At 65.2% G+C, this 15,355-nt stretch carries 17 protein-coding genes; 9 read left to right on the top strand and 8 right to left on the bottom strand.

Annotated elements, in window-relative coordinates; genetic code table 11:
- Positions 1-72: 72 nt before the first annotated feature.
- The 5 genes from AC5W54_RS10340 to AC5W54_RS10320 all read right to left on the bottom strand — a co-directional run bounded on the left by AC5W54_RS10340 (position 73) and on the right by AC5W54_RS10320 (position 3,854).
- Positions 73-822 carry a hypothetical protein gene (locus AC5W54_RS10340; RefSeq protein ID WP_495961998.1) on the bottom strand — a complete coding sequence of 250 codons (750 nt, stop codon included), beginning with the start codon at positions 820-822 and terminating at the stop codon, positions 73-75.
- Between the two features lie 119 nt (positions 823-941).
- On the bottom strand, positions 942-1,166 hold the full coding sequence (locus AC5W54_RS10335; protein ID WP_495961997.1) for a hypothetical protein: 225 nt from the start codon (positions 1,164-1,166) through the stop codon (positions 942-944).
- Positions 1,167-1,454: 288 nt separating this feature from the next.
- Entirely contained in the window at positions 1,455-1,937 is a 483-nt protein-coding gene (locus tag AC5W54_RS10330) for a hypothetical protein (RefSeq protein ID WP_495961996.1), read from the bottom strand.
- The gene (locus AC5W54_RS10325; RefSeq protein ID WP_495961995.1) at positions 1,934-2,359 is read right to left on the bottom strand and encodes an EVE domain-containing protein; all 426 of its coding nucleotides are present in this window, start codon (positions 2,357-2,359) and stop codon (positions 1,934-1,936) included. The genes AC5W54_RS10330 and AC5W54_RS10325 overlap by 4 nt, the downstream gene beginning before the upstream one ends.
- A 1,225-nt stretch (positions 2,360-3,584) precedes the next feature.
- Positions 3,585-3,854 carry a hypothetical protein gene (locus tag AC5W54_RS10320; RefSeq protein WP_495961994.1) on the bottom strand — a complete coding sequence of 90 codons (270 nt, stop codon included), beginning with the start codon at positions 3,852-3,854 and terminating at the stop codon, positions 3,585-3,587.
- A gap of 242 nt (positions 3,855-4,096) precedes the next feature.
- Here AC5W54_RS10320 and metG point away from each other — a divergent pair, with 242 nt between their 5' ends.
- The 9 genes from metG to AC5W54_RS10275 all read left to right on the top strand — a co-directional run bounded on the left by metG (position 4,097) and on the right by AC5W54_RS10275 (position 12,736).
- Positions 4,097-6,139, top strand: coding sequence for a methionine--tRNA ligase (gene metG, locus AC5W54_RS10315; protein WP_495961993.1), 2,043 nt, complete (start codon positions 4,097-4,099; stop codon positions 6,137-6,139).
- 114 nt (positions 6,140-6,253) lie between these two features.
- A complete protein-coding gene (locus tag AC5W54_RS10310; RefSeq protein WP_495961992.1) occupies positions 6,254-7,858 on the top strand; it encodes a diguanylate cyclase domain-containing protein in 1,605 nt (534 codons plus the stop codon).
- Positions 7,859-7,935: 77 nt separating this feature from the next.
- A complete protein-coding gene (gene rsxB, locus AC5W54_RS10305) occupies positions 7,936-8,718 on the top strand; it encodes an electron transport complex subunit RsxB (protein ID WP_495961991.1) in 783 nt (260 codons plus the stop codon).
- 60 nt (positions 8,719-8,778) lie between these two features.
- A complete protein-coding gene (locus AC5W54_RS10300) occupies positions 8,779-9,021 on the top strand; it encodes a DUF6364 family protein (RefSeq protein WP_495961990.1) in 243 nt (80 codons plus the stop codon).
- A complete protein-coding gene (locus AC5W54_RS10295) occupies positions 9,018-9,452 on the top strand; it encodes a type II toxin-antitoxin system VapC family toxin (protein WP_495961989.1) in 435 nt (144 codons plus the stop codon). Before AC5W54_RS10300 ends, AC5W54_RS10295 begins: the two co-directional genes overlap by 4 nt.
- A complete protein-coding gene (gene nth, locus AC5W54_RS10290; protein ID WP_495961988.1) occupies positions 9,449-10,084 on the top strand; it encodes an endonuclease III in 636 nt (211 codons plus the stop codon). Before AC5W54_RS10295 ends, nth begins: the two co-directional genes overlap by 4 nt.
- 58 nt (positions 10,085-10,142) lie before the next feature.
- Positions 10,143-10,769, top strand: coding sequence for an RnfABCDGE type electron transport complex subunit G (locus AC5W54_RS10285; RefSeq protein WP_495961987.1), 627 nt, complete (start codon positions 10,143-10,145; stop codon positions 10,767-10,769).
- A 117-nt stretch (positions 10,770-10,886) separates the two neighbouring features.
- Positions 10,887-11,966 (top strand): hypothetical protein, encoded by a 1,080-nt coding sequence (locus AC5W54_RS10280; RefSeq protein ID WP_495961986.1) that lies wholly within the window; start codon positions 10,887-10,889, stop codon positions 11,964-11,966.
- 17 nt (positions 11,967-11,983) lie between these two features.
- Positions 11,984-12,736 (top strand): YdcF family protein, encoded by a 753-nt coding sequence (locus AC5W54_RS10275; protein WP_495961985.1) that lies wholly within the window; start codon positions 11,984-11,986, stop codon positions 12,734-12,736.
- 30 nt (positions 12,737-12,766) lie between these two features.
- Here AC5W54_RS10275 and AC5W54_RS10270 read toward each other — a convergent pair whose 3' ends face one another.
- From AC5W54_RS10270 to AC5W54_RS10260, 3 genes are all read right to left on the bottom strand, one after another.
- Complete coding sequence (locus AC5W54_RS10270) at positions 12,767-13,708, bottom strand: carbon-nitrogen hydrolase family protein (protein WP_495961984.1); 942 nt, start codon at positions 13,706-13,708, stop codon at positions 12,767-12,769.
- A gap of 7 nt (positions 13,709-13,715) precedes the next feature.
- Positions 13,716-14,126 carry a ketosteroid isomerase-related protein gene (locus AC5W54_RS10265; protein ID WP_495961983.1) on the bottom strand — a complete coding sequence of 137 codons (411 nt, stop codon included), beginning with the start codon at positions 14,124-14,126 and terminating at the stop codon, positions 13,716-13,718.
- Positions 14,127-14,241: 115 nt separating this feature from the next.
- Positions 14,242-15,249, bottom strand: coding sequence for an ArsA family ATPase (locus AC5W54_RS10260; protein WP_495961982.1), 1,008 nt, complete (start codon positions 15,247-15,249; stop codon positions 14,242-14,244).
- Positions 15,250-15,355 lie beyond the last annotated feature (106 nt).

Below are 15,355 nucleotides of genomic sequence, written 5' to 3'. Positions count from 1 at the left end.
GGTGCTCAGCCTGGGCGAACGAGATCTGCTTCATCGGATGGCTCTGTCAGACGGTGGCGGGATGGTCAGATTCTACCCCGCCGGAGCCGAACAGGCAGCTGCGTCGGGATTTGTGCAGCGTTTCCCTAGTATCCCCTCATCGAAATCAAGCGACATGGCGTAGGTGTCACCGCCTTCGATTTTTGTTCCTGTTGCCGTGGTAAACATGTCGGGATCTAGTTGCCCGATGAACCTAATTGGAATGTCAGGGAATATAATGCTATTGAACTCATGAAAGCCTAGCCTCCGGAGGTGCAATCCAAGATCTTTCGCCAGTTTGAAATCAGTTTTCAGGGTATTTCTCGGAGCTAAGTATTTTGCTAAGCTTTCAAAATAATTTGGCAATGATTCCATTTTGAAATAAATCAATGGCTTTTCGTTGCTAATATGGAAAAGCACAAATTCTTTGCCGTTGCATAAAGCAAATAAAGGCACCCTTATTTCGCTATGTATGGCATATGAATACGCTTGCTCGACGTGCCTTCCAGATAAGATATTCTCGTTTGGCCCCTTCGCTTCAAGCACCCAAGCATACCTACCCGCCACCTCAATCAAGTAATCGGGTATGCTGATGATATTCTTTCTTGCACTACCAACGGAGACAAAGGGGTGTTTCAAACCCTTACTTCTTATTATTTTGTGGGGTTTAGTAACCCCATAATCCAAGGCTTTAAGTATCGGAGAAATTATTTCTTCACGAACCGAATCTTCCTTGAAATCTGGATCGCTCAACGCTTTAAAGTCAAACCCTTCTATTGGGTTAAAAGTTTTCTCGAATTTCAAGAAGAGCCCCCTTACTCGAATTCGCATAAAGCACACCGCACGGGAAAAATTGGAACGCGGTGGAAAATTTGTCCCTGTGCTTGCGCTTGTTTGGCGAGAAGCTTGCCTGCGTTAATCTATTAGTCCGGATCAAATCCATGATCATCACACACGTAGTTTTCGCCATAGATATGGGTGGCTTGATTGTCACAAAACTCGCAGGCTTGTCGCGCGATACTACACTCGTAGCATAAAGGAACGTTTGGATCGATTTCATGATCCATATGCTCATACATCGAGTCGGATATTTCGTCACCGCAGTCGACGCACTCGTAAGTTTCTTCAAAATTTCTATCATCTTGCATGATCAGTATCTCCTAGGTAGTGAATGAGTAGCCTAAAACCGATAATCGCGCATGCTGCATATCCTCGATGAGCATGCTTGCTTCCTTTGCCGTCATGGCCGCTTTGGGTCGTCAGCTGCCAAACCATCTTTATTAGAATATCCTAAAATTAAGCATCCGGCCAGGAGCGGATATTTAACAAAGCCTGATGTAACGCCCTGCGGCTCACCTGCCCGCCCGCGAAGTGGGCATGTGAGGTGCAACCGATCATAAGCCGCACCGCCCAAGTTGCAATTGCGCTCACCGTCATTAGCCGATATCATCATCTCCGAGTACTTCTGTTACCACTCTCGTTGACCGAGCGCCCCCGAACCGAATGCTTTTCTTTCGTACAGCTTCCTGTTTAATTCGGTCTCGCACTATCGAACGAAACCCCTCGTCGCGATTCATATATGTCTCATCGAGGCAGTCAAGAAGGTCGGTTAACGCGATATCAGTGTCCTCTGGCGTATCTGCCTGAAGAACGACTGAAGACCCCAAAAGATCGAGGTAAATAGAAGGCTCACCTTCTAGATCTTCGCCTCCGACGTACCATCGTCGACCAATCTCGATAGCTAAGCCGACAAGGCCAACAAAAACAGCCGCAACGAGCTTCCCTGTATGGGGCAACTCCTCGCCTCGCTGAACAAGCTCCGAGTCAATTAGGCCCCAGTTGATGAGTAACCCAACAGCTGTAAGAACGACTGCAAGGAAAACAGCAAGTATGAACACCGCAAATAACCAGTTCTTCATGTCGTACCACCCTCAGGAGCCATATCGCGTCCATAGGCCCTGATGATAGAGGCCTTTAACACTTCTCCTTCCTGCTCCGACAGTCTAAAATTGGCACCGATCGGCATGCGAAATAGCAGGTGCTGGCTCAACACCGGGTCCTTCCTGAGCGTTGTGGAAGGCAGATGATTTGGAAAACGCTTGGTGTACCTAACAGGAATCCCCCAGCCCCAACCTTTGTAATGTTCGGCTGGACCATCGATCTTGCCCCATCCATAGATACCCCGATTCTCCTCTTCACCTGCCCTCCAAAAGTACACGATGTCCCCGGGTTTCATATCCTCGCGGTAGCGGGAAGCCAGCCATACTTCGCGATCGTTTTCAATGAGCTTGTCGGCGATATCATACCGCTCGGGCTTACCCTGAAAGATCCATTCGTTCATTAAGATTAAACCTTTGTGTATAAATTAGCTCATAGGGACGTGCTGCGCTTCGTCTGAAAACTGCCTGCGCTCGGCCATGCGGCGTTAAAAATCGGCTCAAAGACCTCATTTACATCGCGTAAACTCGCACGCGAGCCCGGTCCGTCTTCACGCCGATTTTTGCCCTTGTCTGGCCATCGCTCGCCGACTTTTCAGACAAAGCTTAAGCATTGGCATGCCTCGCATGTATTAGTGATACATAACTTTTCAGCATTTATTCGCCGTGCGGAGCATGGCGGATAAATGCCTGTTGGACTAAGGCGCCCATCAGGCTGATAAATCGGCTTCCGACGACACCAGCGTTGTCTTTATCAGGCGTTGGCCGCCACCGCCAGTCGCGCGCTAAAGCGACCTCCTACAATTCCTTGTCGCCTATGGGGCTGACCTGGGTCGCGTAGTGGGTACGCTACCGCCGGGGGAATGGTGGCGTGCGTGTCGCCTTCCCTGGCAGTGGCTCCATGCGGTGTCGCCTTGTAGCGACGCCGAGGCATGGGGTTGATACATGCTTTTACACTACAGCCTAATCAAACTTTCTTAGGGTTGCTAAGGAGAATTCTGGGTAATTTGCGAATAAGGAGGGGTGAGGCAGATGGTAGGTAAGGCGGGGGCAGATCCCGGTGGTGTCGCTGATGGCGGCGGTCAATTCTCGACTTTTGCGACGATGGCGGCGTGTTCACCGAATAAAGGCGCCGAGGCCCGCCCCTATGGGGTCAGACCCCGGTCGAGCCACTGCCCGTCATCGGGCACTGAGCGAGGGGGTTCGACACCGCCGGGGTCTGACCCCCTAGGGCCTTCCAGCGCTGGCAGTTCACCGCCAAGACACCTCAACATGCTGTTTTTTTCTAACGATATTCCTGGGGGCCTCAGGGTCTGCCTGGTGGTGTCGCTGATGGCGGCGGTCAATGCTCGACTTTTGCGACGATGGCGGCGTGTTCACCGAATAAAGGCGCCGAGGCCCGCCCCTATGGGGTCAGACCCCGGTCGAGCCACTGCCCGTCATCGGGCACTGAGCGAGGGGGTTCGACACCGCCGGGGTCTGACCCCCTAGGGCCTCCTGACCCCCTAGGGCCTCCTGACCCCCTAGGGCCTCCCGGCGCTGGCAGTTCACCGCCAAGACACCTCTACAATGAAGAGCAGAGTTCCGGCACATGCGGGCATGGGCCGGAGGGTGCGGCGATCGAGTGGGTCAGTCGCAGGGCACGACGGCGCGGGCGGTGTCCTTGGCCCAGAGGCTCTGGCCGTCCGGGGTGGTGCCGTGGGCGTTCCAGGTCTCGGTGATCTCGACGCAGTAGGAGCCGAGGTCTTCGGTGGTCTTCTCGGGGTTGGCGGGCCGCTCGTCGCTGATGCGCATGATGTCGGGGTTCTCGCTGGTGTAGCGCGGCGAGAGGGCGTCGCTTGCGCAACCGGCCAGCAGGGCGGTGGCCAGCAGCAGCGGCAGGGAATGGTGAAGTCGCATGGTGGTTCCTCCATGAATGATCAGTCGTTGTTTCGCGGCTCCTGTGATGTGTGACGTGCGAAGCGCTGAACGGCGGGTACGGCCGTCAATCCCTTTGACGTGCCTGCCTTCCGCCCTGGTAGTCTAACCGAGTCACCGGAGCAGTGCTACGGATGGGCCCGGCACGCGTCCCGGCGGGTGCAGTGGGCGTCGAAGATGGCTACAATCGAGGGTCTGATTTTCTTGGGAATTCCAGAGCCGACATGTCGAACACCGCACGCCATCCGCGCAAGATCCTGGTCACCAGCGCCCTGCCCTATGCCAACGGCTCGATCCACCTGGGCCACCTGCTGGAGTACATCCAGACCGACATCTGGGTGCGCTTCCAGAAGAGCCGTGGCCATGAGTGCCACTATGTGTGTGCCGACGACGCCCACGGCACCGCCATCATGCTGCGCGCCGAGCAGGAGGGCATCAGCTCCGAGGCGCTGATCGAGCGGGTCTCCCGCGAGCACCAGCAGGACTTCGCGACCTTCGGCGTGGCCTTCGACAACTATCACTCGACCCATTCCGAGGAGAACCGCCACTTCAGCGAGCTGATCTATACCCGGCTGCGCGAGGCCGGCCATATCGCCACCCGCGACATCGAGCAGATGTACGATCCGGTGAAGGGGCTGTTCCTGGCCGACCGCTTCATCAAGGGCACCTGCCCCAAGTGCGGGGCCGACGACCAGTACGGCGACAACTGCGAGGCGTGCGGGGCGACCTACACCCCGGCCGAGCTGATCGACCCGGTGTCGGCGATCTCCGGCGCCACCCCCGAGGTGCGCAGCTCCACCCACTACTTCTTCAAGCTGCCCGACTTCGCCCGCTTCCTGCAGGGCTGGATCGACGAGGGCCACGTCCAGCCGCAGATCCGCAACAAGCTGATGGAGTGGTTCGAGTCCGGCTTCAACGAGTGGGACATCTCCCGCGACGCGCCCTACTTCGGCTTCGAGATTCCCGACGCACCGGGCAAGTACTTCTACGTGTGGCTCGATGCCCCCATCGGGTATCTCGCCAGCTTCAAGAACCTGTGCGATCGCGAGGGGCTCGACTTCGACGCCTACTGGCAGAAGGACAGCGACGCCGAGGTCTACCACTTCATCGGCAAGGACATCGTCTACTTCCACGCCCTGTTCTGGCCGGCCATGCTCCACGGTGCCGACTTCCGCACCCCCACGGCGGTGAACTGCCACGGCTTCGTGACGGTGAACGGCGCCAAGATGTCGAAGTCCCGCGGTACCTTCATCAAGGCCGCCACCTACGCCGAGCACCTCAACCCCGAGTACCTGCGCTACTACTTCGCCGCCAAGCTGACCTCGCGGGTCGACGACCTGGACCTCAACCTCGAGGACTTCACGGCGCGGGTGAACTCGGACCTGGTGGGCAAGGTGGTCAACATCGCCAGCCGCTGCGCCGGGTTCGTCAAGAAGCTCGCCGACGGCCGGCTGTCGAGCCACTGCGCCGAGCCCGAGCTGGTGGCCCGCTTCATCGCCGCCGGCGACGGCATCGCCGAGGATTTCGAGGCTCGCGAGTTCGGCCGCGCCATGCGCAAGGTGATGGATCTCGCCGACGAGGCCAACACCTATATTGCCGAGAAGGAGCCCTGGGTGCTGGCCAAGCAGGCCGGCCGCGAGCCGGAGGTGCTGGAGGTCTGCTCGGTCGGCATCAACCTGTTCCGCCAGTTGATGGTCTACCTGGCACCGGTGGTGCCGGCCATGGCCGAGGGCGCCCGTGCCTTCCTGAAGCTCGACTCCCTGGACTGGCACAGCCGCCACGACCTGCTGGTGAACCACGAGATCGCCAAGTTCAAGCCACTGATGACCCGCGTCGAGCGGGACAAGATCGATGCCATGATGGCGGCATCGAAGGAGGACCTGGTGGAAGAACAGAAACTCAAGGACACCCCCAAGGGGCCGCTGGCCGAGGAGCCCATCGCCGCCGAGATCACCTTCGACGACTTTGCCAAGGTCGACCTGCGCATCGCGCGCATCGCCACGGCCGAGTACGTCGAGGGGGCCGACAAGCTGCTCAAGCTGACCCTCGACCTGGGCGGCGAGACCCGCACGGTGTTCGCCGGCATCCGCGCCGCCTATGCCCCGGAGGCACTCGAGGGCCGGCTGACGGTGATGGTCGCCAACCTGGCGCCGCGCAAGATGCGCTTCGGCGTGTCGGAGGGCATGGTGCTGGCGGCCGGCAGCAACGGGAGCATCTACCTGCTCTCGCCGGACTCCGGCGCCGAACCCGGCCAGCGTGTCCGCTGAGCCACTCCCAGGCACGCCGGTGCACCGGCGTGCCATGCGTCATTTCGCTCAAGGAGCGGGGTTGGCTGCCGATAAACCATGCATACCTCATGCATCTTTTATGGCAACTTGCTAATGAAGCCTTTCCTCTCCTCCCTGAGACACCGTTTCTTCCTCGCGCTGAGTGGCGTTCTCTGCCTGGCATTGCTGTCCCTGGTGCTGATCGCCCGCTACCAGATCATGCCGGTCCTGCTCGAGGACGAGAACGACTACGCCAGTGGTGAGCTCGATCGTGCCGAACGCGGGCTGGGCGGCGAGAAGAGGCACATGCAACGCCTGGTCGAGGACTGGGCCTGGTGGGACGATACCTATCAGTTCGTGCGGGGCGAGCGGCCACAGTACGTCGCCTCCAACCTCTACGACAGCACCCTCGAGACCCTCGACCTGAGCCTGATGGTGTTCATCTCCGCCGAGAACCGCCCCCACTGGATCGTCGGTTTCGACGACGACGGCGACTTCACCTCCTGCGCGGGTACGACGCAGGAGGGGCCCACGCCCTGCGACTGGGCCGGCGACACCGTCGACCTGCTGCTGGAGATGATCGAGGGCGGGCTCGCGGAAGATACCCATTCCCGCCTGCTGGCGACCCCCGAGCTGGCCCTGATCGGGCTGTCGCCCATCTACATGAACCAGGAGGCTGCCCCGCCGACGGGTTGGCTGGCCATGGTGCGGCCGCTCACTGCCGCCTGGCTCGAGCAGCTGCGCGAGACCACCGGCATCCACCTGACCCTCACGGGTGTCGCCGCCGGGGACGCATCCCCCGCCGAGAGCCTGGAGCGGCTGTCGCCGACCCGGATGGCGGCCAGCCGCCATCTCGATGCCGTGCCCTCCACCCATGGGGTGAGACTCGACGCCACCCTGCCCCGCCAGCGTTACCAGGCCAGCCTGGAGACCTTTCGCTTCGCGCTCTACTGGACCGGCGGCGTGCTGATCGTGACGCTGGTGGTGGTGCTGCTGCTGCTCGAGCGCATGGTGCTCAGGCCCCTGCGGCAGTTCTCGCGCTTCACCCAGCGGCTGCACCAGGAGATGACACCGTCCTCGACACCGGCGACGCTACTCAAGCGCCGCGACGAGATCGGCACCCTGGCCCGGGAGTTCCAGAACCTGCTCGACCACCAGCGGCAACAGGCCGCCGACCTGCTCGACCTCTCCCAGCATGATCCGCTGACCGGGCTCGCCAACCGACGGCTCTTCGACGAGAGCCTGCGCGAGGCCTGCGACGATAGCCAGGCGTCGCGTGGCGACGTTTCCGTGCTGATGATCGATATCGACCACTTCAAGCCCTACAACGACCACTACGGCCACCCCGCCGGCGATGCCTGCCTGGTGACCCTCGCCGATCGCATGGAGCGGTGCCTGGGCCCGCACGGCTTTCTGGTCGCGCGCACCGGGGGCGAGGAGTTCAGCGTGGTGCTGCCGGCGACCTCCCTCGACGCCGCCGTCGGCCATGCGGAGGACCTGCGGGACGACATCGCCAGCCTCGCCCTCCCCCATGTCGCCTCGCCCATCGGCGGCGTGGTCACCGTGAGCATCGGGGTGGCGACGCGGGCCGAGGCCATGTCGAGCGACCCCGCCGCCTTGATGCGCGCCGCCGACCAGGCACTCTACTGGGCCAAGGAGAACGGGCGCAATCGGGTGGCGACCCACCACCGGGCCATGGCGCGCTCGCCCCAGGGATGAGGTGCAGGAGCGGCCGCCGAAGGCGTACAATATCGGCGCCTTGGCCTAACCGCCGACGATTCCACCGAGGAGCGAATGTGACGGGCCAGCTCGCCTTGATCGACGCCATCGACGCCGAACTGCCGCAGACCCAGTGCGGCAAGTGCGGCCATCCCGGCTGCCGCCCCTATGCGGAAGCCATCGCCACGGGCGAGCCGATCAACCGCTGCCCGCCCGGCGGTGAGGCCACGGTCAGGCGGCTGGCCGACCTGACCGGGCGCGACCCCATCCCGCTCGAGCAGCCCGCCCAGCCCCCCCTGGTGGCCTGGATCCGCGAGGCCGAGTGCATCGGTTGCACCAAGTGCATCCAGGCCTGCCCGGTCGATGCGATCCTCGGCGCCGCCAAGCGGATGCACACGGTGATCGCCACAGAGTGCACCGGTTGCGAGCTCTGCGTGGCCCCCTGCCCGGTCGACTGCATCGACCTGCTGCCCCACCCCGACTGGGTGGCGGCCGAGACCGAGGCGCAGCGGCGCGACTACCTGGCCACCCGCGCCGAGCGCGGGCGTCGACGCTTCGAGGCGCGCAACCGGCGCCTGGCCCGTGAGGCACGGGAGAAGCGGCTGGAACGCCAGCGGCGCCTGATTCGCCAGACCTCGCGCGTCAACCGCAGCGCCTCGGCCAGCCGGCTCGAGCAGCGTCAGCGCCAGATGGCCGTCAATGCCGCCGAGCAGGCCCTGCGCCGGGCCCGCCAGCAACTCGCCCACGCCGAGCGCCAGGGCGACAGTCAGGCCATCGATGCCGCCGGCCAGCAGGTGCAGCGCGCCCAGCGACTCCTCGACGACGCCCGCACCGCGCTCGAGGGCGCCACCTCCCGCTGATTTGGACGACGGCTCATGAGCCGTATAGAATAAGAATAATTGCCGTACCAGGAGGCTCGCATGCCGCCCGACACCGTGAAGCTGACCATCCGCCTGCCACGTCAGGATGTGGAATTCGCCAAGGCCTATGCCAAGGCGCACGGCCTGACCGTCACGGAAGTCATCGACCGCTACCTGCGGCAAATGCGCGAGCTGGAACACGCCACGCTCTCGCCAGAGCTCGATTTCATTACGGGCCTGGTGCCCGACGAGGTAGACGGCCTGGAAGAGTTTCGCCAGCATCAGCATGAGAAGCACGGATGATCCTGGTCGATACCAATGTGCTGCTCGATGTGATCCAGAAGCGCGAGCCCCACTACCCGGCATCCGCGGCGGTCATCGACGGCATTCTCCGGCACCGCTACCGTGGCACGCTCTCCGCGCATGCGGTGACGACGATTCACTTCCTGGTACACCGCTACCAGAATGGCGACCTGGCCCACCAGGCCGTTGCCTGGCTGTTGCGCCACTTCGACATTGCGTCCGTCGGCCGAGCCGAGCTGTGGCGAGCACAGGGGCTTGGCTGGGCCGACTTCGAGGATGCCGTCGTCGCGGCCGCCGCAGAAGCCCGGGGTTGCCACACCATCGTGACCCGTAACGTACGCGACTTCGCAGGCTCCCCAGTTCCCGCCATGACACCGGAAGAGTATCTCCTGTCCGTACCGTCTGCAGAAGGACCCCCACTGGATTCATGAACGCCCAGAAACGTTACGAGATCTTCGCGCGGCTGCGCGAGCACAACCCCGAGCCCACCACCGAGCTCGCCTGGACCACCCCCTTCGAGCTGCTCACCGCGGTGCTGCTCTCGGCCCAGGCCACCGACGTGGGGGTCAACAAGGCCACCGCCCGGCTGTTCCCGGTGGCCAATACCCCCCAGGCGATCCTCGACCTCGGCCTCGACGGGCTCAAGGAGCACATCAAGACCATCGGCCTCTACAACACCAAGGCCGAGAACCTGCTGAAGACCTGCCGGATCCTGGTCGAGCAGCACGGTGGCGCGGTGCCGCGCACCCGCGCCGCGCTGGAGGCGCTGCCGGGTGTCGGCCGCAAGACCGCCAACGTCATCCTCAACACCGCCTTCGGCGAGCCGACCATCGCCGTGGACACCCATATCTTCCGGGTGGCGAACCGCACCGGCCTGGCCAGGGGCAAGAACGTGGTGGAGGTGGAACAGAAGCTGCTGCGCCACGTGCCCAAGGCGTTCCTGCAGGACGCCCACCACTGGCTGATCCTGCACGGCCGCTACACCTGCGTGGCGCGCCGGCCGCGCTGCGGCAGTTGCGTGATCGAGGACCTCTGCGAGTACCCGGACAAGGTCGATATCTGAGCACGGAGAAGCGATAGTGGAGGTGTCACGCTGGCCTGCCAAGGAGGAGACCTCGCCGATGACCACGACCGCTACCCCCGCGACATCGGCCCGCTCCGCCCCGGCGCTGGCCGCCATCGTGCTGCTGCTCGGCGGCCTCGCCGCCGCGCCCGGGCAGGCCGACGCCCCCCTGGAGAGCCCCTACCATGAAGTGGCCGAGGTCGCGCCTCCCGGCTACGACAACGACCTCCTTCAGGACACCCTCTGCCTGCCCGCCGAGCGCCGGCTCGGCCAGCAGGCGCCCTTCGAGGCCTGGCGCGCCCGCGCCGGCACCGATACCGACGACGAACGGATCCTCGGGGTGGTACTGCCGGTGGTGACCGGGCGCGGCTACAACGGCGACATCGCCCTGGTGGTCGGCATCGACGCCGAGGGCAGCATCACCGGCGCCAGGGTCACCGAGCATCGCGAGACCCCGGGCGTGGGCGATGCCATCGAGATCCAACACAGCGACTGGATACGCCAGTTCGACGGCCGCACGCTGGACGATCCGGCGGGAGGCTGGGCCCTGCACGGAGACGGGGGCGACTTCGACGGCCTCACCGGTGCCACCGTCACGGCCCGGGCGGTGGTGAATGCCGTGCATCAGGCACTCTGCTACTTCGACGTACACCGCGAGCGGCTGCTCGCCCCCGGCAGCCCCTGAGGCCTCGGCTGGCGCCACCGCGCCGGCGATGGACCGGGGCACGATTTTGCATCAACGGGCAGGCTGGTGGACGATAAGGCCGACAACAACAACTCACCGCCACCAGCGAGCCGTCCCATGCGAATTCACGACCGTCCCATCGAGCAGCGCATCGAGGCGCTGCTGGCGCTCTCGCGGGAACACGCCGAGACCTTCTGCAGCCCCTCGGCCGCGCTGGCCAGGGAACGTTACCTGGCCGCCCACCCCACCCGCATCCTGGTGATGAAGTGCATGGACGGGCGCATCCACCTGCCCCACGCCACCCGCACACCGCTCGGCATCATCACCCCGTTCCGCAACCTGGGCGGCATCTTCGACCTGGGCTGGCCCTACCTGGGGGAGATGCTCACCGACGCCGTGAGCGAGGCGATACGTGCCGGGAACGGTGTACTACTGGTCATCACCTACCATTTCTCGCGGGGCGACACCGCACGCGGCTGCGCCGGCTTCGACTGCGACCACGCGGCGGCCCTGGCCCACGCCCGCCAGATCCAGGCCCAGGCGGAACAGCTGTTCGGGCACGACCGCCGCAACGTCTACCCGCTGGTCTGCGGCTTCGAGACCGACAGCGATGCCCTGATCCTCCACGGCGACGACGCTGCCACCCTGGACATCGGCACCCTGGCGGCGGATGCCGCCCCGCGCCTCGAACGGCACGTGGCCACGCTCTGCCCGGACATGCCCGACGATATCCGCCGCGACCTGCTGCCGCTGCTCGAGGGCAACCTGGCCCACGTCGCCTCGCTGCGCGGCGTCGCCCGCGACCTCGATATCGAGCACCGCGAGTGGGTGATCTGCATCGGCCGCGGCTTCGACTTCCTGCACCTGCCCAACACCGCGCTGATCATCGGCCCCTACGGCCCGGACCTGGCCGAGCCCATCGGTACCGCGGCCGATATCATCGACGCCAACATGCGGGCCGGGCGGATTCCCGACGACGGCTTCATGCTGCTGGCCTCGACCCCCTACCGCGACGTCGGTGTCGACCGCGCCCGGGCCGAGCTGAAGTCGCGCTTCCTCTCGGACTTCGCCACCCGGGCGATCCGCCGCGAGCATCCGGCACTGGCCGAGCGCATGATCCGCCGCACGGCCGTGGTGCACTGGCCCACCCGCCGCCTCGACCTGCTCGACGCCACCGCGCCGGCGCGGGCGAACTGACAGGGAGACTGACCGACATGGACACGCTGAAATACCTGCTGTTGCCGCCGCTGGGCAATGTCCTGCTGACCCTGCTGGGGAGCCTGCTCTGGCCGCGGATGCGCCTGCTCGGCGGGCTGCTGGTGGTGCTCGGCCTGGGCGGGTTGCTGGTGCTCGCCACCCCGGTGGCGAGCCACGCCCTGCGCCAGGGCCTGGAGCCGCCGCCACTCTCGGCGTCCCGGCTGGAGAGCGCCCAGGCCATCGTGATCCTCGGCGGCGGCCGCGACTACACCGCTCCGGAGTTCGGCTGGGGCGACGCCCCCGCCAACGCCAGCTGGCGTCGGCTCGCCTACGGCGCCCACCTGCACCGCCAGAGCGGCTTGCCGATCCTGGTCAGTGGCGGCCGGGTCCACGACGAGCACAGTGCCGAGGCGAGCCTGATGGCCGCGGCCCTGCGCGAGGTGTTCGAGGTGCCGGTGGCCTGGATGGAGGGGCAGAGTCGCAACACCGCCGAGAACGCCCGCTACAGCGCCGAGATGCTGCGCATCGCGGAGGTGGAGCACGTCATCCTGGTCTCCCAGGCCTGGCACCTGCCCCGGGCCGTCGCGGAGTTCGAGCGCGTCGGGCTTGGGGTGATCCCCGCTCCCACCGACTTCGCCAGCGCCCCGCCCCCGGGCCTGGCCGGCTGGCTACCGCGGGCCTACCACCTGCACCGCAGCACCCAGGCGCTGCACGAATGGCTGGGGCGCGGCGAACAGGCCTTGCGCCGGCAACTGCTCGACCGTGATTGAGGGATCGGCCGGGGACATCGCCGGCCGCCGTCAGGCCAGCGACGCCGCGACGGCCTTCGCCTCCGCTTCGTCCCTGGCCTGCATCCGCAGCGGCGACGCCAGCTGGGCGGGCCAGTCCCGGTCGTTGGCGACCTGGGCGTGTTCGCGGTGGCACTCCAGTGCGTCGATATCGATCTCGCTGCAGACCCAGGGCTGGTCGGCCTCGGTGACGGCGAGCAGGCCGTCGGAGGGGAAGCCGTGATCCATGGGCGCATAGAGGGTGGCCTCGCCGGTGTTGACGTCGAGCGCCGGGCTCCAGAGCGCCTCGCCGGCGGTCACCGCCTGGGCCACGAAGAAGCGGTTCTCGAGCGCCCGCGCCAGGCAACCGACCCTGACCCGGGTGGCGCCGGCCGCGGTGTCGGTACAGCTCGGCACCAGCAGCAGGCGCACGCCGGCCTCGTACTGGGCGCGCACCGGCAGCGGGAACTCGACGTCATAGCAGACCGCGATGCCCACCCGGTGGCCGTCGCAGTCGAAGCCGTGCAGGGCGTCGCCGGGCTCGACCACGCCGCTCTGCTTTTCGTAGCCGGTCAGCTGCAGCTTGTCCTGCCAGCCGTGGAAGCCGTCGGGAGCGAACCAGTCGGCGCGGTTGCGATAGCGACCGCCGCCGGTGGCCAGCAGGAAGGTGCCGGGCACGATGTAGAGATCGAGCTCCCGGGCCAGCCGCCGATAGAGTGCGCACCACGCCTCGCGCCACGGCTGCAGCGCGGCCAGCGACGCCGCCAGGTCGTCGCGTACCGCCGGCGCGAAGCCCGCCGCGAGTTCCAGGCTCAGGTACTCCGGCAGCACGGCGATCCGAGCCCCCCGTGCCCTGGCCTCGGCCAGCCAGTCGGCCTGGCGCCGGGCGAACTCATCGAAGTCCCGCGGCATCCCGATCGGGTACTTGGCCACCGCCACACGCATCAACGCCCCTCCCTCGCGATCGAACGCCACGCCGGCATCACGCCTCGGCTCCCACCTGACGCAGCCAATCCTGCAGGTTGTAGTAGTTGGTCACCCGGGTGATGCGCCCCTCGCGCACCGCGAAGAAGGCACCGCCGGGGAGCACATAGCGGTGACCGGTGGCCGGCGGCAGCCCCTCGTCGGTGACGCGGTACTCGCCGTGCACCACGTACTCGGCGGCGAGGCGCCGGCCATCGGCGGCGGCCATGACGACGATGTCCTCCAGCCGCTCGGCGTAGCTGCGATCCATGCGTTGCAGGAAGGCCCGAAACGCCTCGCGGCCGGTCTCCCGCGCCCCCTGGTTCAGGTCGTGGGCGACCTCCTCGTCGAGGCAGTCGAGCATGGCGTCCCAGTCGCCCCGGTTGAAGGCGGCGTAGTAGCGCTGGATCAGCTGGACACTGTCGGACATGGGCTCTGGCTCCGGTCGGGCATGAAAAAAGCGACAGTGTAGCCGCCTCGTCGCGCCGCCGTTAGCCCATCGGCATCACTTGAGCATTGCCATACAGCAACGATATCACCGGCTGTCAGAAGCCTTCGCCTTCCAGGCGATCGGCCAGCCCCTCGAGGATCTCGATCCCCTGGACATCGGTGGGCAGCCACGGCAGGCGCGGCCGCGGCAGGTGGCCGAGCTCGGCGTCGATGCGCGCAAGGTAGGTCGCCTCCTGGTCGCGACGGGCGCGCAGGAAATCGCCGTCGGCGTCCTCGGGGATGACCCGGTTGACCAGGGTGCCGGCCACCGGGACATGCACCGCCTCCAGCGCCTCGATCGCGCGCGCCGTCTCGAGGATCGGCAGCCGCTCCGGTGTCAGCACGAAGAGGAAGCTCGTCTCCGCGGCGTCCTCGATGCGCCGCCGCGCCCGATGGAAGAGCCGCCGCCGCTCGATCAGGGTGCGCGCCACGTCGCGGGTGCGCTCGTCGAGATCGGCCAACGGATCCTGCTCGGGGTCGTCGAAGGGGGTCGCCACGTCGCGGCCACGCTTCGGCGTCAGGTGCGAGAGCACGCGGCCCAGCTCCTCCGACTTGCGGTTGTGGGCGAGCAGGCCGTCGGTCCAGGCCGCCATCGCCTCGGGCAGGGTCAGCAGGCGCAGGGTATGGCCGGTGGGGGCGGTGTCGAAGATGATCAGGTCATGGTCGACGTCGTCGGCGGTAACCAGCCTCGAGAGCCGCTCGAGCAGCGCCGCCTCCTGGGTCCCCGGCGACTGCCGGGTCAGCCGCATCTGGCGCTCGAGCTCGGCCATCATCTGCGGGGCCGCGTAGCGGCGCATCTGCTCGGTGACCCGCGCCAGATGGGCGTCGACCTCGGCGTCCGGGTCGATCTCCATGGCGTCGAGGCCCGCCAGCAGGCGCCGCGGGGTGTCGCCGAGCTCACGGTCGAAGACGTCGCCCAGGCTGTGGGCCGGGTCGGTGGAAACCACCAGCACGCGCTTGCCGCGCCGGGCGGCGAGCACCGCCAGGGCCGCGGCGACGGTGGTCTTGCCCACCCCGCCCTTGCCGCCCACCCACAGCAGGCGCTTTTCCAGTAACTCTCTCATGCTTTTCCCAAACCAGCTGGTTTCCGCGGCTGACCCGGCGACAGGCCTCTGCGGGGGCGCTGTGAATACCTCCCTGTACGCTACTTCTTCCATCCCTGGAAGAAGC

The sequence above is a fragment of the Halomonas sp. LMYGS-3 genome (assembly GCF_059509875.1).
The sequence above is the reverse complement of the archived record's forward strand: the minus strand, read 5'-3'. Positions and strand labels throughout refer to the sequence as shown.